Origin of the sequence: Demequina globuliformis, from assembly GCF_000975155.1 — a bacterium.
GTDB lineage: Bacteria > Actinomycetota > Actinomycetes > Actinomycetales > Demequinaceae > Demequina > Demequina globuliformis.
Genome location: NZ_BBRG01000001.1, coordinates 1,173,622 through 1,191,608, shown reverse-complemented (window position 1 = coordinate 1,191,608; position 17,987 = coordinate 1,173,622). Strand labels below are relative to the sequence as shown.

Here is a 17,987-nt window from a genome sequence, read left to right as displayed (position 1 = left end):
GTTCCACGAGCGGGTGCCGGCCGTCTCCACATGTCTGCGGCATGATCTCAGGCATGACGAAACAGCCGTGGTCCATGCGCATGGCTCGACCTGGCCGCGACGTGAGCGTGACGCTCCCTCTCCAGCGCGTCCTGAAGGCGTGCGATGCCGCCCTCGCTACCGAGGGTTTCGCCGCGCGATCAGCCAGCGCGCACGGGTTCTGGTGGGACCGCGGCCGTACAGGGCTCGGGGTCATGATCGCGGCGGTGAGCGAGGCGCTCCCCCTGTGCCTCGTCCCCGGATCGCGCAGGCATATGGACCCGTATCGCGTCCGGCTGTCAGTACTGTCGGAGACGGTTGACGGGTGTTCGGTTCGCCTCGACGTGGACCGACGCTCGGGTACAGCGTTCAATGATGCGCACTTCGAGACGGTGCTGGGACGCGTTCACGAGGCCTTGGAGGCTGCGGGCGGGCGCCCGGCGTGGGGGGACCTGACGGACTCGGCTGCACCCTAACTGCGCGTGAAGATCGTCCTCACGGAGGAGGGTTTTACCGACACCCCGTCGGTATGGTGGCGCCATGGAAATCATCAAGAACCTGATCCTCGCCGTCCACATCATCGGAGTCGTCGCGCTCCTGGGCGGCGTGGTCTACCAAATCAAGGCATGGCGTGCTGGCACAGCGCGCATTCTCGCGCCCATGATGCACGGCGCGTGGACCATGCTCGTGACCGGCATCATCTTGGTCGGCATGCAGTACCCGCTCGGCAACGATGTGAACAACACCAAAATCAGCGTCAAGCTCATCGTGTTGCTGGCGATCGTGGCGATCGCGTTCATTCACCGCAAGCGCGAGACCCTCTCCTCCTGGGTGCTTCCAGCGCTCGGGCTCCTGACGATCGCCAACACCATCATCGCCACGACCTGGAAGTAGCCCGGTCAGGCCCCGCTGGTGCCGTACCGCCCTGGTACCAGCGGGGCAACCCGCCATAATGGGCGCGTGCCCAAAATCTCCGCCGGTTCCGTCGCTGAGCATCGCGCTGCCAAGCACGCGGCTCTCGTCGCCGCCGGCGCCGCCGTGCTTGCCGAGTCCGGCCTCGCAGCGTGCACGCCGCGGGAAGTGTGCGAGCGCGCGGGGCTGTCGCGGTCAAGCTTTTACGACTACTTCGCCACCAAAGATGACCTTCTTGTCGCCATCGCCATCGACGCATTCGAACAGTGGGATGCGGAGGTCGCCGCGGCCCTCACCGACGTGGAGCCCGGACTGCCAGAGTTCGAGGCCATTGTCGATGCCACCATGTCGATGGCCGCTGACGGCAGGCATGACCTCGCGGCAACACTGCGCGAGGCAGACCTCCACCCCAGCCGCATGGAGGACCTCATGCGCCTGCACGAACTCCTGCTGAGGCCGCTCATTGGCGTTCTCGCCCACCTCGGTCACCCGTCTCCCGGGACGGCCGCGTGGCTCATCCACGGCGCGCTCGGCGCGGGCATCACCCTCGTCGGCCACGGTGCGGATCACCGCGACGTGGCGCACCAGATCAAGGCGCTGCTCGCGCACGGCGTCGCGCCAGCTCAGCCGCCGCACGCCGGCTCATGAGGCTCTCAGATACTTACCGCTAGTATGTGGAGTGCCAACGCGGGGAGCTCGGGCCAGCCGAGCTGAGAGGACAGCCATCATGCGCTGTCGACCCGAGAACTTGACCTGGGTAATGCCAGCGTAAGGACGTGCTTTGCGGCGCGGCGTTGGGTGCGGTCGCGCTCCTGCGCGCCCCTGCCATGACGCCTCGCCGCACGCTGTGGCGCGCGCAGGGCCTCTTGGGTGGCCACGTGCTCCACAGCAGTGTCTTCATGCTGTCTGGACCCCAGGTCCTTTGCTCGAAGGAGCCCAGCATGATCGCAGAAATCCAGGTTGTCCCCCGCCCCCTCATCAAGACGGAAGAGTGCTACAAGCACGTCGACGCCGCCATCGCCGCCATCAGCGCCTCCGGCCTCACGTACGAGGTAGGCGCGATGGGCACCACGATTGAAGGAACCCCCGACCAGATCTGGCCGCTGCTGCGCGCCGTGCACGAGGCGACCCTGCACGCGGGCGCTGAGGGATGCATGTCCATCATGAAGGTCTCCGGCGCTGCCGACGACAACGGGCCACGCGTTCACGACCTCGTGGACATGCACCGCGCATGACTCGCGGCCGCCTCCGGGCCGCCACGATCGGCGTGGCCACCGTGGTGGCTCTGCTGGCGGTGTGGGAGGTCGCGGTGCGGGTGTCCGGACTCCCCGAGTTCGTCCTCCCCGCGCCCTCCCAGGTGGCAGTGACCGCCATCGACACCGCGCCACTGCTTGGCGAACACATCGTCACCACTGCCACCGAGGCGGTGCTGGGCCTTGCCCTGGGCGTGTTCATCGGGTGGGCGATGGCGGTGCTGATCGCCACGCTGCCCACCACGGGTCACGTAGCTCAGCCGATGGTGTTGCTCAGTCAAACCATTCCCACCGTGGTGCTCGCGCCGCTGATGATCCTGTGGACCGGTTACGGGCTCGCATCCAAGGTGATCTTGGTGGCGCTCACGGTGTTCTTCCCGGTGCTGATCTCCGCCGCGGCAGCCATCAGAGAGGTGGATGCCGACCACGCGGACATGGTGGCCGGGCTGGGCGGCACGCGCCGCCATCAACTCTGGCTGGTACGGCTGCCGGCTTCCATTCCGGGGGCGCTGTCTGGCCTCCGCATCGCCGCGACCTATGCCGTCGGGGCCGCGGTGGTCTCCGAGTACCTCGCGGGCGAGTCCGGCTTGGGCGTCTTCATTCAACGGTCCCGCAAGGCCTACGCCGTGGACCAGATCTTTGTGGGAATCGTCCTCATCGCCGCTTTGGCGGGCCTGTTCGTGCTCGCCATCGTGGCGCTGCGCCGGGCCGTCACCCCGTGGCAAACCGCGCCCGCGCGCGTCTAACCCTCCCTCCAACCCTTAAGGAACCACTGATGACTATTGCTCCCTCCACCCGTCACGCCGCGGTCGCTGTCACCGCGGCATCGGCCCTCACCCTGGCGGCCTGCTCTGGGACGGCCGATGCTGACCCCAGCTCCGCTGCTGCTGGGGCCCTGACGCCTGTGACAGTGGTGCTGGACTGGACCCCGAACACGAACCATTCCGGCGTCTACATCGCGCTCGACAAGGGTTGGTATGAAGAGGCTGGCCTCGACGTCACCGTCATTGAGCCGGGCGAGACCGATGGGCTGCAGCTCGTGGCCGCGGGACAAGCCGACTTCGCGTTCTCCCACGCGCAGGGCCTGCTCCCGGCACGTGCCGCGGGCGCGGACGTCGTGTCCGTCGCAGCCATCATCCACGACAACACCTCGTCGTTCTTGTCACTTGCAGAAGACGGGATCGAGCGCCCCAAGGACCTAGAAGGCAAGGTGTTCGGCACCTGGGGCGATGAACTAGGGATGACGATCATCAACGAGATGGTCGCCTGCGACGGCGGCGATCCTGAGCTCGTGGAGTTCACGCCGCTCGCGAGTGCTGACTTCCGCCTTGGCCTCACCGAGGACCAGTACGACGCCGCATGGGTGTTCGACGCCTGGGACACGATTCGGCTGAGCGACGTCGACGGTCTCGAGGTCAACACCCTCGCTTTTCGCGACTGGATGGACTGCATCCCCAACTGGTACACGCCCATGCTGGCCGCCAACGGCGACTCAATCGCGGAGGACCCCGACACGGTTGCGGCCTTCATGGACGTGACTGCCCGTGGGTTCCGCCATGCCATGGACACCCCGTCTGACGCCTCGGACGCATTGATGGAAGCCGCACCCGAACTCGAGGAACCGCTGGTGGTCGCGAGCGCACAATGGCTCGCTACGCAGTACGCCCCCACCCCAGACCAGTGGGGCCTGCAGCACGGAGACGAGTGGGATCGCTTCGCTACCTGGATGGTGGACAAGGGCCTGCTGGAAGACGCCAGCGTGGTGGAGGGCGCCTGGACCAACGAGTTTGTGACAGAGGAGTCATGAGCCGCGAACCCGTGCTTGAGCGGGCGGTGAGGGCCGATGCCCCATTGGCGCCCGCCTCACCCGCCGGCCCGGGCGCGGCCCTGGGCTCCGCGCCGCACCCGCGCCGCGCGGCCATCACCGTGCAGGGCCTGTCGGTGTCGTTTGCGGCCACCGGCCGCGGGGCTGAGCCGGTGCGCGTGTTGGACAATGTGACGCTCGAGGTGGCCGATCGGGAGTTCGTCGCGATCCTTGGCCCCTCCGGGTGCGGCAAGTCCACGCTCCTGCGCGCCATGGGGTCGCTCCTCGACGCACGCGCATCCACGCACGGCGCCGCGACGGCAGGAGGCTCCACGGCCTGGATGCCTCAGCGCGACTGCTTGCTGCCGTGGCGGCGTGCCATGGCCAACGCCATGGTGGGCGCGATCGCGGCTGGGGTGCCGCGCGAGCGAGCTGCGGCGCGGGCCGCGCGGTTGTTCGAGGACTTTGGCCTGGCCGGGTTTGAGTCCGCGTGGCCGCATCAGCTCTCAGGAGGGATGCGCCAACGCCTCGCGCTGCTGCGCACGTGCCTGTCGGAACGACCGGTGCTGCTGTTGGATGAGCCCTTCGGGGCGCTCGACCCGGTCACGCGTAGGCGCATGAATCAGTGGCTCGCTTCGCTGGAGTTGGCCGACTGGATCGGGGAGGACGGTGAGGAGCCGCGCGCCGTGGTGCTCGTCACCCACGACGTGGATGAGGCGATTGCCCTGGCAGATCGCATTGTGGTGCTGTCTGGGCGTCCTGGGCGGATCGTGCTTGAGGTGGCCGCCCAGCACGCTGGCGCTGCGCGCGGACAGAGGTTCGACCGTGAGCAACTGTTGGCGGCGCTCGACTACGAAGGCTGAGAGGGCGGCGGGTCCGGCGCTCCCCCACAGCGCTCGGGGCTAGCGGGACTGACGACCCCGCAACTTGTCCAGTTCGCGCCGCTGCTTCTTAGTGGGGCGTCCGGTGCCGCGATCGCGCACGCCGATTGCGGCCGGGCGTTCCGCTTTGGGCGGGGGAGGGGGACTGTGGTCGACGTATGCCTGCGCCGCGACGGATGCCCCCACCCGCTTCACCAACAGTTGGCGGGCCTCCACACTCTTGACGGTCGCGGGACCGTTGGGGTGAGGAATGGTGACTTCCACCCGGTCGCCAATCTTCACCGGCGTCGAGGGCTTCGCTTTGTCCCCGTTGATCCTCACGCGGCCACCCTTGCAGGCCGCGGTCGCAGCCGAGCGGGTCTTGGCGAGGCGCACGGCCCACACCCAGGCATCGGCCCGCGCGGAGGATCGTTCGGGAGCGGGTGCCATGCGCACCAGGGTAGAGCCATCGCAAGGAATGTCTGAGGCGGCCCGGGTCGTTGACCCAGACACGACGCACTCGGCCGGCGGCCCCGCCGCTGGCCCGTCACCTGGGAAGGAGCACCACATGACTGCACTCGTGATTGCCACCAACTACGGGGTTGAACAGGATGAAATCCTGGGACCCATCAAGGCGCTCAAGGCCGCCGGCATCCCCGTCACCATTGCCGCACCGTCCACAGACCCCATTCAGACGCTCGTGGGCGACAAGGATCCCGGCGAGAAGGTCGAGCCCAACCTCGCGCTCGCTGACGTGGAGGCGGACGGCTATGACGTCCTCGTCATTCCAGGAGGCACCATCAACGCGGACACGCTGCGCACCGACGAGGACGCGCAGGCGCTCGTGAAGCAGTTCGCGGATGGGCAAAAGACCGTTGCCGCCATCTGCCACGGCCCGTGGATCCTCACGGACGCCCAGGTGGTGACCGGCAAGACCCTGACCTCCTACCCGTCGCTCCAGACGGATCTCACGAACGCGGGCGCGACGTGGGTCGACGAGGAACTGTTCGAATGTGAGGCGCTCGGCTGGACGCTGCTGACGTCTCGCACACCGGACGACCTCGACGCATTCAACGCGGCCGTCGTCAAGGCCGCCAGCTAGAGCGTCTCCACGCCACTCGCCCAGTCACGGACTACAACGCCCCCGGACCCGACCGTGACTGGGCGAGTGGGCATCGGCCCGTCTGCGGAGCCCCGTCTCGCGCGCCTACCAGGCGCCCCGCAAGCCCGGGCGCGTAGCCTTGATCAATGACCACGCAGACTGTGCTCGAAATCATCGGGTGGACCGGCTCGTTACTCATTGTCGCGTCGCTCATGCAGGCGCGGGTGCTGAAGTTCCGGTGGATGAACTTCGCCGGCGCGCTGATCGCCACGATCTACAACGGCATCATCGAGGTGTGGCCGTTCGCATTCATGAACCTCGCCATCACCATCATCGACATCTACTGGTTGCGCCGCCTCTACCGCGAGCGCAACGACGCCACCGTGTACCGCGCACTGCCCGTCTCTGCAGACGACTCATACCTGCAGCACGTCCTGGCCTTCCACGCGGAGGACATCGCCCGCCACCGCGCCGACTTCCGGGCCCTGCCGCTCGACGGCGAGCGCCGCACGGTGTTCTTGTTGGTCAACGGCGATGAGGCCATTGGTGTGGTGTCGCTGACGGACGCAGGCGACGGCACCGGGCGGATCGACCTGGACTGGGTGAAACAGCGTTTCCGGGACTTCAGCCCGGGGGAGTTTGTGTACAAGGAGTCGTCCGTGCTGGCCGATGCCGGCTTCAGTCGCGTCGAGATGCCCCACTCCGAGTCGCTCGACAGCACGTATCTCACGAAGGTGGGCTTTGTGCGTGAGGGTGACCGCTGGGTGCGTACAGTGTCCGCATGAGCGGCCTTCCTTGCCCCTGTAGTTCAGGCGACGCCTTCAGCGAGTGCTGCCGGCCGCTGCTGCGCGGGGAGCGTGAAGCGGAGACCGCCGAGCAACTGATGAGGTCGCGCTACACCGCTCACGTGCGCCGTGACGTCGACTACGTGCTGCGCACCTGGCATCCCGACACCCGGCCCACGCCAGAGAAATTGGGGAACCTCGCCTCACCGTCGTGGCGTGGGCTCGACGTTGCGGGCACCATCGACGGCGAGAGCCCGGATACCGAGGGAACGGTCACCTTCGCCGCTCACTACGAGACTGACGACGGCGAGGCTGGCGTTCTCCGTGAAACCAGCACTTTTGTGCGTGAGGACGGGCGCTGGATTTACCTCAAGGGCCTGCAATTCTGAGCTGATGTGATCCCAGGACCTCCGTCCGTTCACTTTATGTTCACCAATCCGTCACAATGGAGACCGTGACTGAGCCCATCCTCCTGGTTCTCGTTGTCGCGACCGCGCTCGCCTTCGACTTCACTAATGGCTTCCATGACACCGGAAACGCCATGGCCACGTCGATCGCCACGCGGGCGCTCAAGCCCAAGACCGCCGTGCTGCTGTCGGCGTCCCTCAACATGGTGGGCGCCTTCCTGTCACTCACCGTCGCGGCGACCATCGCGACCGGCATTGTGGACGCGGACATCGTCACCCTGGAGGTGGTGCTCGCCGGCTTGGCGGGCGGCATTGTCTGGAACCTCATTACATGGCTATTCGGGATACCGTCGAGCTCCTCGCACGCGCTCATTGGTGGTGTGGTCGGTGCCGCACTGGCCGCTGCAGGCTCTGAAGGCGTGCTGTGGGCGGGGCTGACCTCCAAGGTGCTGATCCCCGCGCTCGTCGCACCCGTGGTCGCGATCCTGGTCGCCACCGTCGGCACCTGGTTGGTGGTGCGCCTCACCCGCGACGTGGAACAGAAGGAAAACGACCGCCTGTTCCGCTGGGGTCAGATCGGCTCCGCCTCGCTCGTGTCCCTCGCGCACGGCACCAACGACGCTCAGAAGTCGATGGGAATCATCCTGCTGGCCCTGATCGCTGCTGGCGCGGTCCCCTCCGACTCCTCTGTGCCGTTCTGGGTGATCTTCTCGTGTGCACTCGCCATGGCGCTCGGCACCTACATGGGCGGCTGGCGCGTGATCCGCACGCTCGGTAAGGGCCTGGTTGAGCTCGAGTCCCGTCAGGGCATGGCCGCGGAGACCTCCTCTGCAGCCGTCATCTTGCTGTCCAGCCACTTTGGCTACTCGCTGTCCACCACGCACGTCGCTACCGGCTCCATCCTGGGTTCTGGCGTGGGCATGAAGGGCGCGTCGGTGCGCTGGGGCGTCGCGGGGCGAATGTTCTCCGCGTGGCTCATCACCGTGCCGTCCGCCGCAGCCGTGGGCGCGGCCGCCTACTTCCTTGACCAGCTCATTGGCGGCGCCGCCGGGTCCTACGTGGTGTTCGGCGTCCTCGTGGTGGTCTCCGCAGGCATCTTCGCGTGGTCACGCCGCAACCCCGTCAACCCGCACAACGTGAACGACGACTGGGACCCCGCTGAGGAGTCCGAGGCCTTCATCGCCGAGTCAGTCTCGACGCACCGCCCCGAGACCATGACCGTGAAGAAGAAGCGCCTGCGCAAGGCCAAAAAGGCACAGGCAAAGCGCGAGGCCGCCGAGCTCGAACGCCGGGAGCGCCTCGCACAAGAAGAAGGCGAGCGCCTTGCGCCGGACGCTGAGGCCGCCGTCCTGGAGGCCGAGGAGGCGGAGCGCTCCGAGCGCGACGCCCGCCGCACCGATAACGAGGACAAGTAGGGACCGCCATGCAGAACTACATTGAATGGGCCGCCCTCGGCAACGTGTTGCTGTTCGGCGTGATCGTCGGTGCCGGCCTTCCCGCGCTCTTCGCCCTTGGAGTGCGCCTTCTCGCCGGGCCGGGAGCCAAGGACGACTCAGGCCAGGTCGCGACCGGCCGCGTGGTCGCCGCGTGGTTGTGCTTTGGCGTGACGATTGTCGCGATCCTCGGCGCTGTCGCCTACATCGCGGCGGGCGGGCACTAGCGCCGCAGCGCCGGCACCCTCCACTTCGTCAGGGGGCTCCGCCGCGTCAGGCCGCTACGTCACTAACTGACTGAGAATCCTTCACCCGTGCCCGACACGCCGTGGAGTGTCGGGCCCCTATGCAAGATCGTGGGTCAGTTTGCGACAGCGCCTGCACGGGGTCGCAGCGTCAGCAGCCATCTTCAACCATGCGCGAAGTCGTACGCGCCCACCGCAGTCGTACCGCTGGCCGCACGTCACACGCGAGCGTCGACGCACGCGCTCCCGGCGGGCGCGTGCCCATCGTCGCAGGCAGCACGAAGATCCCGACCCGTCGGCCCCCGGACAAAGCGAAAGGCCCCCGGGATTCCCGGGGGCCTTCTCTCACGTGCGCGAGGGGGGAGTTGAACCCCCACGCCCTTTCGGGCACACGGACCTGAACCGTGCGCGTCTGCCTATTCCGCCACTCGCGCGTGCCGGGTAACTTTAGCACGACTGCAGAGCACTATACGATTCGGGGTATGGGAGTCCTGGATCGCTTCGAAAAAGGCGTGGAGAACGTCGTACAAGGGGCCTTCGCGCGGACCTTCAAGTCGGGCGTGAAGCCGGTAGAACTCGCGAGCGCAGTGCGCCGCGAGTGTGACGCGCGCGCCGCCGCTGTTGACCGCAACCGCACGGTGGCGCCCAACGAGTACGCCATTGCACTGTCGCAGACGGACTACGACACCGTGGAGCAATGGGGGGACGACGCCCTCGCGCATGAGATCGAAGATGCGCTCCGCGATCACGCCACCCGCCAGCGCTACTCGTTCGTGGGCGCGGTGAAGATCGACTTTGCGCCGGATGAGTCGCTGAGCACGGGCCGCCTCGCGGTCACGAGCCGCACCACGCGCGGCCCGGTCGCGCCGGCGACCGAACGCGACCACCGCTCGCGCTACCCGCTACTGGACATCGACGGCGTGCGCTATCACCTCACTGGCGACATGACCGTGATTGGCCGCGGCCAAGAGGCGGACATCGTGGTGGACGACTCGGGCGTCTCGCGCCAGCACTGCCGTTTCGAAATCACCGAATACGGCACCATCCTCACCGACCTGGGGTCGACCAATGGCACCATGGTGGAGGACCAGCGCATCAACGAAGTCACGCTGCTCGACGGCAACGTGATTACAGTGGGGCGCACCACCATCATGTATTGGGACGGCGTACCAGCGGATGAGGATGACTAGCCCATGAGCGAACTATCCATCACCCTGTTGCGCTTTGGGTTCCTCATTCTCCTGTGGGCCCTGGTGCTATCCGCGATCGGCGTCCTTCGCGCAGACCTCTACGGCACGCGCGTGACGAGCCGCGGCAGGGGCCGTGAGAAGCGCAAGCCGGACAACCGTGCCAACAAGGTCGCCGCACCGTCGCGGTCGGCGACGGGCATTCGTACAGGCTCCATTTCGACTTCGGCCGATGCCGTGGGGCACCTGGCCGTGGTGTCAGGGCCGTTGAAGGGCACCACCATTCCGCTGGGCACAGCGCCCATTTTGGTGGGCCGCTCCCCGACCTGCACGCTCGTCATCGACGACGACTACTGTTCCGCGAAGCACTGCCGGATTTTCCCGGAAGGGCAGGGCTGGCGGATCGAAGACTTGGGTTCCACCAATGGCACATTTCTCGACAATCAGCGCGTGGGCGATCCAATGCCCTTCAAGCGCGGCGACCAGGTCCGCTTGGGCGCCACGACGCTTGAGTTGAGGAGTTAACGCGTGTTTTTGTCTTTGCACTTTGCCGCCCGCTCCGACGTGGGCCTGGTGCGCTCGAACAACCAGGACTCGGCTTTCGCTGGACCTCACCTGTTGGTCGTCGCCGACGGTATGGGTGGCGCGGCTGGAGGCGACATCGCCTCCTCCATCGCGGTAGGTCGCCTCGCGGCGCTCGACGGTGAATCGCACGGACCTGACGAGTCCCTCGACGAACTCAAGGAAGCCATCGCGGATGCACACGCGGAGATCGTGGAGCGCGCCGCGAACGACCCCGAACTGTCGGGACTCGGCACCACCGTGACGGCGCTGCTGCGCGCGGGGTCGACACTGTCGATGGCTCACATTGGCGATTCACGCGCGTACCTGATGCGTGGCGGCGAGCTCGAGCAGGTCACGACGGACCACAGTTTTGTGCAGCACCTCGTGGACACGGGTCGCCTCAGCGCGGCGGATGCCGAACATCACCCCAAGCGCTCCATGCTGCTGCGGGTGCTCGGTGACGTCGACGCAGACGTGCCTGTGGACATTTCTGTGCGGGAGACGCGGGCGGGCGACCGCTGGATGCTGTGCTCGGACGGCCTGTCCGGCGTGGTGTCGCGGGACACGCTCGAGCACACGCTGTCCGAGGTCTCCGATCCTGGCGACTGCGCGGACGCACTGGTGTCACTCGCGCTCGCCGCGGGCGCTCCCGACAACGTCACGTGCATTGTGGCGGACGTGGTGGACATCGACGCCACCGATGGCGTGGGCCCGCCGACCGCAACCCAAATTGTGGGGTCTGCTGCTCGGGATCGCCACCGCCCCACCGCGGGGGGAAGCTCGGCTGCCGGGAAGGCCGCCAAGCTGTCCGCGCGCGAAGAGGTGGACGACGACGAGGAGCCTTCTCGAGCGTCCCGCTGGTGGATCAAGGTCAGGCCCTGGGTGCTGCCCATCATCGCTCTCGCGGTGGTCGCCGCCGGCGCGTGGGGTGCGTATCTGTGGACCCAGAACCAGTACTACGTGGGATCCGACGGCATCGATATAGCGATTTACCAGGGCATCCCCGAGGACCTTCCCTTCGTGGAACTCCACACTCTTGTCGAGGACACCGGGGTTCCCGTCGCGAGCCTGCCGCCGTACCAGCAGCAGCGCATCGAAGACACCATCCGCGCTTCCAGCCTCGAGGAAGCACAATCCATCGTGACTTCGCTTGAGGGCTCCGCGGAAGTTGTCGAGCCCTCACCGGAACCGACGGCATCGCCGTCGGCCACCCCAAGTGCGGGTGAGGGGAGCAGCCCAGGCCCCAGTGCATCGGCCTCAGCGGAAGGTGCGTAAGTGGCCACCGTTGCCGACCTGAACGTCCGCGCCGGGCGACGTTCCGAACTTGCGCTGTTGGGCCTGGCGTGGATGGTGATTGTCCTCGCCCGGGCGCTCGTGGACTACAACGCCGCCTTCCTGGAGCTGGTGCCGCTGGCCATCTATGGCGCCGTCTGGGCGGCCATGATGATCGCCGCGCACGTGGTGCTCGACAAGGTGGCGCCGTCCGCTGATCCCGTGCTGCTGCCAGCGGTGTTCGCGCTCAACGGCGTGGGGATCGCGGAGATCCGTCGCATCGACCACGCGGAGGGCACCGCGTTCGCTGACGCCCAAATGATCTGGGCCGCGCTGGGTGTGACGGCGATGATCGCCGTCGTGTTGCTCCTACGCGACCACCGCAAACTGCGCCGCTTTACCTACACCGCCGGCGTGGTGGGGCTCGTGCTGTACCTGCTGCCGCTGGTGCCCGGCCTGGGCATCACGGTCAATGGCGCCCGCATCTGGATCTCCGTGTTCGGATACACAGCCCAACCAGGGGAGTTCGCCAAGATCGCGCTCGTCGTGTTCTTCGCCGGCTACCTCGTCACCAACCGCGACACCCTCGCGCTCGCCGGCCCCAAGTTCTTAGGGATGCGGTTCCCCCGGCCGCGCGACATGGGCCCGCTGTTGCTCGTGTGGGCCGCGGCGATGCTCATCATGGTCTACGAACGTGACCTGGGTGCCTCGCTGCTGTTCTTCGGCATCTTCTTGGGAATGCTCTACGTCGCCACGCAGCGACTCAGCTGGGTGCTGACCGGAATGGGGCTGTTCTTCATTGGTGGCTCGTTCGCGGCGCTGACCATTCCGCACGTGCGCGCCCGCTTCGACGCCTGGCTGCACGCCCTCGACCCGGAGGTGTACTCCTCCGGCACGTCCGAGCAACTGGTGCGTGGCCTGTTTGGCATGGCCTCTGGCGGCTTGTTCGGCACGGGCCTCGGGGAAGGGCGGCCTGACCTGGTGCCCTACGCGGAGTCCGACTTCATCATCGCGTCCCTTGGCGAGGAACTGGGCCTCACCGGGCTCATGGCGATCCTGACGCTGTACCTCATCATTGTGCAGCGCGCTTTCCGCACGTCCATTGGTGTCCGCGACGGCTTTGGCAAGTTGCTGTCCTCCGGCCTGGGCTTCGCGATCGCGATCCAGGTCTTCATCGTGGTGGGCGGCGTCACCCGTGTGATCCCCCTCACCGGACTCACCGCCCCCTTCTTGGCCTACGGCGGCTCTTCACTGTTGGCGAACTGGATAGTCATTGCGCTCCTGCTACGCGTTTCCGACATGGCCAGACGACCGTCAGAGGAGGTGGCGTAGATGAATGAGCCCGTGCGGCGCCTCAGCGTCATTGTGCTGCTGCTGGTCCTGACCCTCATGGCCGCCGGCTCGTGGATTCAGGTGCTCAACGCCAACGACCTCAACCAGGACCCGCGCAATGTCCGCACCCTGTACCGCGAGTACGGCAACTTCCGCGGCCCCTTCGTGGTCGATGGCGAGTCCGTGGTGTGGTCGGAGCCCGTCAACGACCCGTACAACTACCAGCGCACCTACGCGAACGGTTCGCTGTACGCGGCCGCGACTGGCTTCTACTCGATCGTGTACGGACGCACCGCGCTCGAGCAAACGGAGAACGAGCTCCTTAATGGCAGCGCGGACTCGCTGTTTTGGACACGGCTGGGCAACCTCTTCGCCGGGGAGCAGCAGCAGGGCGCATCGATCGAACTGACGTTGCGCAGCTCCCTGCAGCAAGTCGCGGCGGAACAGCTGGGAGACCAGCGCGGCGCGGTCGTCGCGCTCGACCCGCAGACCGGTGAAGTCCTCGCCATGGTCACCAGCCCCACGTATGACCCCACCAGCCTCGCAAGCCACGACACTGCCGAGGTCAACGAGAACTACCAGGAACTGCTCGCCAGGGACGACAGCCCCCTCGTGAACCGCGCGATCGCGGGTGACACCTACCCGCCGGGATCGACCTTCAAGCTCATCGATGCCGCCGCCGCGCTCGAGGCCGGCTACAAGCCGGACACGGAGCTGTACGCGCCGCAGGAACTCGACCTCCCCGGGACCACCCGCACCATCGGCAACTACGGGGGCGCGACGTGCGCGGACAACGACACCATGACGCTGTCCGACGCGCTCCGTATCTCCTGCAACACCGCCTTCGCGGACCTCGGCATGGACCTGCAGTGGAGCGTTGTCGAGCGCAAGGCCAAGGACTTTGGCTGGACCGACTCCATCGACATTCCGCTGTCGGTCACGGCCTCGCGACTGCCCGACGACCCGAACGAGGCCCAGACCGCGATGAGCGCGATTGGCCAGTTCGACGTGCGCGCCACGCCGCTGCAAATGGCGATGGTCGCCGCGGGCATCGCCAACGACGGCGTGGTGATGAAGCCTTACCTGGTGGACACGGTCCGCGCGAGCGACCTGACAGTGGTCGATGTCACGGAGCCCGAGGTCTACAAGGAAGCCATGGACCGCGCGGACGCGAACGCCCTCACCGACATGATGGTGGGCGTCGTGGACTCTGGCACCGGAACTGCGGCCCAGATTGGCGGCGTCGCGGTCGCCGGCAAGACCGGCACCGCGGAGACGGGTCAGGACACCCCGCCCCACGCGTGGTTCGTCTCCTTTGCCCCCGCTGACGACCCCAAGATCGCCGTCGCCGTGATCGTGGAAAATGGCGGCGACATTGGCAATGAGGCCACCGGCGGCGCCGTCGCGGCGCCCATTGCGCGGGCCGTGATGCAGGAAGGACTGCGACTGGACGCGGAGGGGGACCTATGAGCATCCACGCCGGGACGACGCTGGGGGGACGCTACGTACTGCGCTCACTGTTGGCTGTGGGCGGCATGGGCGAGGTCTGGCGTGGAGAGGACTCCGAGCTAGGCCGACCGGTCGCGGTGAAGGTCCTCAAGGAACACGCCGCCGCAAACGAGACGTTCCTCAAGCGGTTCCGCAATGAAGCGCGCAATGCGGCCGGCCTCATCGACGACCGGATCGCCCAGGTCTTCGACTACGGAGACCAAGAGCACACCGCCTATTTGGTGATGGAACTCGTCGAGGGCGAGCCGTTGTCCACGATCATCGAACGCGAGCGCACGCTGCCAGAGGCACGGATCGGCACCATCCTCGCCCAGACCGCACGCGGTCTCGACGTCGCGCACCGTGCGGGCGTGATGCACCGCGACGTGAAGCCAGGCAACCTCATCATTCGCGAGGGAGACCTGGTGAAGATCACCGACTTTGGGGTGTCCCGCAGCCACGATCAGACCACGTTGACGCAGACCGGCATGGTGATGGGCACGGCCCAGTACCTCGCGCCGGAGATGGCGCTCGGCAAGCCCGCCACCGCGGCCTCGGACCTGTACGCGTTGGGCATCATCGCGTACGAGTGCGTGGTCGGGAAGCGGCCCTTCACGGCCGCGACGGCGGTCGACATCGCCATCGCACACGTGAATGAGGACGTTCCCGCCCTGCCGGCCTCGGTATCCCCCGCCATGGCCGGTCTCATCACCGACCTGCTTGAGAAGAACCCGCGCAAGCGGCCGCGCTCAGGCGCGGAACTGGCCGAGCGTATCGAGTCCATGACCCTGTCTCCGTCACTGAACACGGCGACCGCGGCATCGGCCCCCAGTACCCCCAGCGCCCCCAGCGCGGACACCTCCGGGGAGCAGCCCCGCTCACGCGGCAACGTGCCCCAACGCCGCATGCCCCCCACCATTGCACCCAAATCCTTTCGACCCCGGCCAGACGTCTCCCGAGGCCGGTGACCTACGCATGAGCCCAACGACAGCCCATTGCACTCAAGTGCGACAATGTCACCCGACACGCACGAGTGACGTGGAAGACTGAAGGACATATGAACGACCAAGCGAAGATCCTGGGTGGACGCTACGAGATCGGCGACCTCATCGGGCGAGGCGGAATGGCCGAGGTCCACATCGGCTACGACACGCGCCTCGGCCGCACTGTCGCGATCAAGATTTTGCGCGCCGACCTCGCGCGGGACCCGTCCTTCCAGACGCGTTTCCGACGCGAGGCGCAAGCGGCCGCCGGGCTTAACCACCCTGCGATCGTTGCCGTCTACGACACCGGCGAGGAACACACGACCGGTGCTGACGGCAACCCGCAGGCCATGCCGTACATCGTCATGGAGTACGTCGAGGGTCACACGGTCCGCGACATCCTCAAGGGGGACGTCGCAGCGCCCATCGATGAGGCGATTGAGATCGCCGCCGGCGTCCTGACCGCACTGGACTACGCGCACCACGCTGGCCTGGTGCACCGCGACATCAAGCCCGCGAACGTCATGCTGACGCCCACGGGCGCGGTGAAGGTCATGGACTTTGGCATCGCCAGGGCATTGGCCGATGCCGGCAACACCATGACGCAGACGCAGGCCGTGGTCGGTACCGCTCAGTATTTGTCGCCCGAGCAGGCGCGCGGCGAAACCGTCGACGCGCGCTCAGACCTGTACTCAGCCGGCTGCCTGTTGTTCGAACTGCTGACGGGCCGCCCACCCTTTGTGGGCGACTCTCCCGTGTCCGTCGCGTACCAACACGTGCGCGAGGAGCCGCCGGCTCCTTCCCAGTTTGCTTCCGACGTCCCCACGCAGCTGGACCAGGTGGTGCTGCGCTCGCTCGCGAAGAACCGTGATGCCCGCTACTCCACGGCACAGGAGTTCCTGTCCGACCTGCGCGCAGTGCTCGGCGGTGGCACCGTGGATCCGTCCACGGGTGCGATCGCTGTGGGTGGCGCCGCAGCCCTGGGCGCGGGAGCAGTCGGCGTCGCCGCTGGCGCGGCCGGTGCCTCGCACCTCACTCCCGAGGAGATCGCGGACCAGCCCACGCAGGCCATGCCCGCGCAGACCGCAAGTCCCGCCACGGGCGCTACCGAAGTGATGCCAGCGGGCGCGGCGCAACAGTGGGGCGCCACCGGCGCGGCCGCTGGCGGTTCCGTGCCCCCGCCGCAGTCGTCCGCCGTGCCTGTCACGGACGAGCGTCCTGTGGAGGAAGACAACAACAAGAAGGTGCTGTGGTGGTCGCTGGGCGGAGCCGCCCTGTTGGCAATCATCCTGGTGCTGTGGATCCTGCTGTCCGGCGGCGGCGACGAGGAACCGTCGTCGACCATGGTCGAGGTTCCCGACGTCGCTGGCCTGGAGGCTGACGTCGCCCAAGCACAACTCGAAGACTTGGGCTTTGTCGTGGACCGGCAGCAAGAGGCCAGCACGGATGTCGAGGCTGGCCTCGTGACCCGGACCGACCCCGAGCCCGGCGCGGAGCTTGAGGTTCCTGCCGCTGACGACGCCCAGGCTCTCGCCTCCGGCGTAGCACTGTCCGCCACCACGGTCGAGGCCCCGACCATCATCATGTACGTCTCCTCAGGGCCGGATGCCGTGGAAGTCCCGTCCGTGCGTGGCTTCACCCAGGATCGCGCGCGCCTCGAAATCGAGGACGCTGGCCTGCGGGTGGGCGATGTCGAGACGGTTGACGACCCCGAACTGGAAGCGGGCCGCGTCATCGAGACCGACCCTGCCGAGGGCGAATCCGTGGCTCCCGACACCGAGATCACGCTGTACGTCTCGAGTGGAGAGGTGGAGCTTCCTGACCTGGTCGGCATGCAAGAGGACGAGGCGCGCTCAACCCTCACCGAGCTGGGCCTGATTCCGTCCATCAGGGACGTGGAGGACGACTCCGCCGACGAGGGCACGGTCGTTGACCAGAGCCCGGGCGCGGGCACCGTGGACCAGGGCAGCACGGTCGAGCTTGAAGTAGCCGTGGCCCCGTCCACCGTGAGCGTCCCTGACGTCACCGGCCGCAGCCAGTCCGAGGCAGAACGCGAGCTCGGCACGCTAGGCCTTCAGATCACGTACGGCGCATCCCAATACTCGGATTCGATCCCGCAGGGCGCGGTCATCTCGCAAAACCCGAACCCGGGCACCGAGGTCGCGCCAGACACCACGGTCACCCTCGTGCTCTCCGACGGCCCCGAGCCGGCACCGGACCCCGTCGTCACGCCCACGCCTGATGGCGACGATCCCGGCAATGGGAACGGCAACGGCAACGGCGGAGACGGGAACTAGATCGCCATGCCGAGCGAGCCGCCGCCTGCCACTGCTGTTGGCATG

The 17,987-nt window shown here is 67.1% G+C and carries 20 protein-coding genes, 1 tRNA gene and 1 riboswitch; of the genes, 19 read left to right on the top strand and 2 right to left on the bottom strand.

Annotated features, from left to right (window positions below):
* The first annotated feature begins 53 nt into the window (after positions 1-53).
* The 7 genes from AOP75_RS05495 (at position 54) to AOP75_RS05465 (ending at position 4,850) form a co-directional block, all read left to right on the top strand.
* Entirely contained in the window at positions 54-494 is a 441-nt protein-coding gene (locus AOP75_RS05495; protein ID WP_152649960.1) for a hypothetical protein, read from the top strand.
* Between the two features lie 64 nt (positions 495-558).
* Positions 559-912, top strand: a complete 354-nt coding sequence (locus AOP75_RS05490) for a hypothetical protein (RefSeq protein WP_062077287.1) — start codon at positions 559-561, stop codon at positions 910-912.
* A gap of 66 nt (positions 913-978) precedes the next feature.
* Positions 979-1,578 (top strand): TetR/AcrR family transcriptional regulator, encoded by a 600-nt coding sequence (locus tag AOP75_RS05485; RefSeq protein ID WP_062077286.1) that lies wholly within the window; start codon positions 979-981, stop codon positions 1,576-1,578.
* Positions 1,579-1,608: 30 nt separating this feature from the next.
* Positions 1,609-1,722: riboswitch (TPP riboswitch) on the top strand.
* 149 nt (positions 1,723-1,871) lie between these two features.
* Positions 1,872-2,165 carry a thiamine-binding protein gene (locus AOP75_RS05480; RefSeq protein ID WP_062078438.1) on the top strand — a complete coding sequence of 98 codons (294 nt, stop codon included), beginning with the start codon at positions 1,872-1,874 and terminating at the stop codon, positions 2,163-2,165.
* The gene (locus tag AOP75_RS05475; protein ID WP_062077285.1) at positions 2,162-2,929 is read left to right on the top strand and encodes an ABC transporter permease; all 768 of its coding nucleotides are present in this window, start codon (positions 2,162-2,164) and stop codon (positions 2,927-2,929) included. The genes AOP75_RS05480 and AOP75_RS05475 overlap by 4 nt, the downstream gene beginning before the upstream one ends.
* Positions 2,930-2,958: 29 nt before the next feature.
* Positions 2,959-3,990: an ABC transporter substrate-binding protein gene (locus AOP75_RS05470; RefSeq protein WP_152649959.1), complete on the top strand. Its 1,032-nt coding sequence runs from the start codon at positions 2,959-2,961 to the stop codon at positions 3,988-3,990.
* Complete coding sequence (locus tag AOP75_RS05465) at positions 3,987-4,850, top strand: ABC transporter ATP-binding protein (protein ID WP_062077283.1); 864 nt, start codon at positions 3,987-3,989, stop codon at positions 4,848-4,850. The genes AOP75_RS05470 and AOP75_RS05465 overlap by 4 nt, the downstream gene beginning before the upstream one ends.
* Before the next feature lie 39 nt (positions 4,851-4,889).
* Here the strand turns inward: AOP75_RS05465 and AOP75_RS05460 are convergent, their stop codons facing one another.
* Complete coding sequence (locus tag AOP75_RS05460) at positions 4,890-5,297, bottom strand: RNA-binding S4 domain-containing protein (RefSeq protein ID WP_062077282.1); 408 nt, start codon at positions 5,295-5,297, stop codon at positions 4,890-4,892.
* A 118-nt stretch (positions 5,298-5,415) separates the two neighbouring features.
* Here AOP75_RS05460 and AOP75_RS05455 point away from each other — a divergent pair, with 118 nt between their 5' ends.
* From AOP75_RS05455 to AOP75_RS05435, 5 genes are all read left to right on the top strand, one after another.
* Positions 5,416-5,949, top strand: a complete 534-nt coding sequence (locus tag AOP75_RS05455) for a type 1 glutamine amidotransferase domain-containing protein (protein ID WP_062077281.1) — start codon at positions 5,416-5,418, stop codon at positions 5,947-5,949.
* A gap of 146 nt (positions 5,950-6,095) precedes the next feature.
* Positions 6,096-6,734: a hypothetical protein gene (locus AOP75_RS05450; protein ID WP_062077280.1), complete on the top strand. Its 639-nt coding sequence runs from the start codon at positions 6,096-6,098 to the stop codon at positions 6,732-6,734.
* A complete protein-coding gene (locus AOP75_RS05445) occupies positions 6,731-7,123 on the top strand; it encodes a YchJ family protein (RefSeq protein WP_062077279.1) in 393 nt (130 codons plus the stop codon). Before AOP75_RS05450 ends, AOP75_RS05445 begins: the two co-directional genes overlap by 4 nt.
* Positions 7,124-7,188: 65 nt before the next feature.
* On the top strand, positions 7,189-8,556 hold the full coding sequence (locus AOP75_RS05440) for an inorganic phosphate transporter (protein ID WP_236683077.1): 1,368 nt from the start codon (positions 7,189-7,191) through the stop codon (positions 8,554-8,556).
* A gap of 8 nt (positions 8,557-8,564) precedes the next feature.
* Positions 8,565-8,801: a hypothetical protein gene (locus AOP75_RS05435; RefSeq protein WP_062077278.1), complete on the top strand. Its 237-nt coding sequence runs from the start codon at positions 8,565-8,567 to the stop codon at positions 8,799-8,801.
* Positions 8,802-9,169: 368 nt separating this feature from the next.
* Here the strand turns inward: AOP75_RS05435 and AOP75_RS05430 are convergent.
* Positions 9,170-9,253: transfer RNA gene (locus AOP75_RS05430), tRNA-Leu, on the bottom strand.
* Positions 9,254-9,301: 48 nt separating this feature from the next.
* Between AOP75_RS05430 and AOP75_RS05425 the strand changes: the two genes are divergently transcribed.
* From AOP75_RS05425 to pknB, 7 genes are all read left to right on the top strand, one after another.
* Positions 9,302-10,009, top strand: coding sequence for an FHA domain-containing protein (locus AOP75_RS05425; protein WP_062077277.1), 708 nt, complete (start codon positions 9,302-9,304; stop codon positions 10,007-10,009).
* A gap of 3 nt (positions 10,010-10,012) precedes the next feature.
* Entirely contained in the window at positions 10,013-10,531 is a 519-nt protein-coding gene (locus AOP75_RS05420; protein WP_062077276.1) for an FHA domain-containing protein FhaB/FipA, read from the top strand.
* Between the two features lie 3 nt (positions 10,532-10,534).
* Complete coding sequence (locus tag AOP75_RS05415) at positions 10,535-11,845, top strand: PP2C family protein-serine/threonine phosphatase (RefSeq protein WP_062077275.1); 1,311 nt, start codon at positions 10,535-10,537, stop codon at positions 11,843-11,845.
* On the top strand, positions 11,846-13,174 hold the full coding sequence (locus AOP75_RS05410) for an FtsW/RodA/SpoVE family cell cycle protein (protein WP_062077274.1): 1,329 nt from the start codon (positions 11,846-11,848) through the stop codon (positions 13,172-13,174). It abuts the gene before it with no gap.
* Positions 13,175-14,644: a peptidoglycan D,D-transpeptidase FtsI family protein gene (locus tag AOP75_RS05405; RefSeq protein WP_062077273.1), complete on the top strand. Its 1,470-nt coding sequence runs from the start codon at positions 13,175-13,177 to the stop codon at positions 14,642-14,644. It abuts the gene before it with no gap.
* Positions 14,641-15,630: a serine/threonine-protein kinase gene (locus AOP75_RS05400; RefSeq protein WP_062077272.1), complete on the top strand. Its 990-nt coding sequence runs from the start codon at positions 14,641-14,643 to the stop codon at positions 15,628-15,630. Before AOP75_RS05405 ends, AOP75_RS05400 begins: the two co-directional genes overlap by 4 nt.
* Before the next feature lie 89 nt (positions 15,631-15,719).
* Positions 15,720-17,942: a Stk1 family PASTA domain-containing Ser/Thr kinase gene (gene pknB, locus AOP75_RS05395; RefSeq protein ID WP_062077271.1), complete on the top strand. Its 2,223-nt coding sequence runs from the start codon at positions 15,720-15,722 to the stop codon at positions 17,940-17,942.
* Positions 17,943-17,987: the final 45 nt, after the last annotated feature.

Coding starts and splice junctions, on each gene's coding strand:
- AOP75_RS05495 (WP_152649960.1), top strand. CDS start 54: ATGACGAAACAGCCGTGGTCCATGCGCATGGCTCGACCTGGCCGCGAC.
- AOP75_RS05490 (WP_062077287.1), top strand. CDS start 559: ATGGAAATCATCAAGAACCTGATCCTCGCCGTCCACATCATCGGAGTC.
- AOP75_RS05480 (WP_062078438.1), top strand. CDS start 1,872: ATGATCGCAGAAATCCAGGTTGTCCCCCGCCCCCTCATCAAGACGGAA.
- AOP75_RS05475 (WP_062077285.1), top strand. CDS start 2,162: ATGACTCGCGGCCGCCTCCGGGCCGCCACGATCGGCGTGGCCACCGTG.
- AOP75_RS05470 (WP_152649959.1), top strand. CDS start 2,959: ATGACTATTGCTCCCTCCACCCGTCACGCCGCGGTCGCTGTCACCGCG.
- AOP75_RS05465 (WP_062077283.1), top strand. CDS start 3,987: ATGAGCCGCGAACCCGTGCTTGAGCGGGCGGTGAGGGCCGATGCCCCA.
- AOP75_RS05460 (WP_062077282.1), bottom strand. CDS start 5,297: ATGGCACCCGCTCCCGAACGATCCTCCGCGCGGGCCGATGCCTGGGTG.
- AOP75_RS05455 (WP_062077281.1), top strand. CDS start 5,416: ATGACTGCACTCGTGATTGCCACCAACTACGGGGTTGAACAGGATGAA.
- AOP75_RS05450 (WP_062077280.1), top strand. CDS start 6,096: ATGACCACGCAGACTGTGCTCGAAATCATCGGGTGGACCGGCTCGTTA.
- AOP75_RS05445 (WP_062077279.1), top strand. CDS start 6,731: ATGAGCGGCCTTCCTTGCCCCTGTAGTTCAGGCGACGCCTTCAGCGAG.
- AOP75_RS05435 (WP_062077278.1), top strand. CDS start 8,565: ATGCAGAACTACATTGAATGGGCCGCCCTCGGCAACGTGTTGCTGTTC.
- AOP75_RS05425 (WP_062077277.1), top strand. CDS start 9,302: ATGGGAGTCCTGGATCGCTTCGAAAAAGGCGTGGAGAACGTCGTACAA.
- AOP75_RS05420 (WP_062077276.1), top strand. CDS start 10,013: ATGAGCGAACTATCCATCACCCTGTTGCGCTTTGGGTTCCTCATTCTC.
- AOP75_RS05405 (WP_062077273.1), top strand. CDS start 13,175: ATGAATGAGCCCGTGCGGCGCCTCAGCGTCATTGTGCTGCTGCTGGTC.
- AOP75_RS05400 (WP_062077272.1), top strand. CDS start 14,641: ATGAGCATCCACGCCGGGACGACGCTGGGGGGACGCTACGTACTGCGC.
- pknB (WP_062077271.1), top strand. CDS start 15,720: ATGAACGACCAAGCGAAGATCCTGGGTGGACGCTACGAGATCGGCGAC.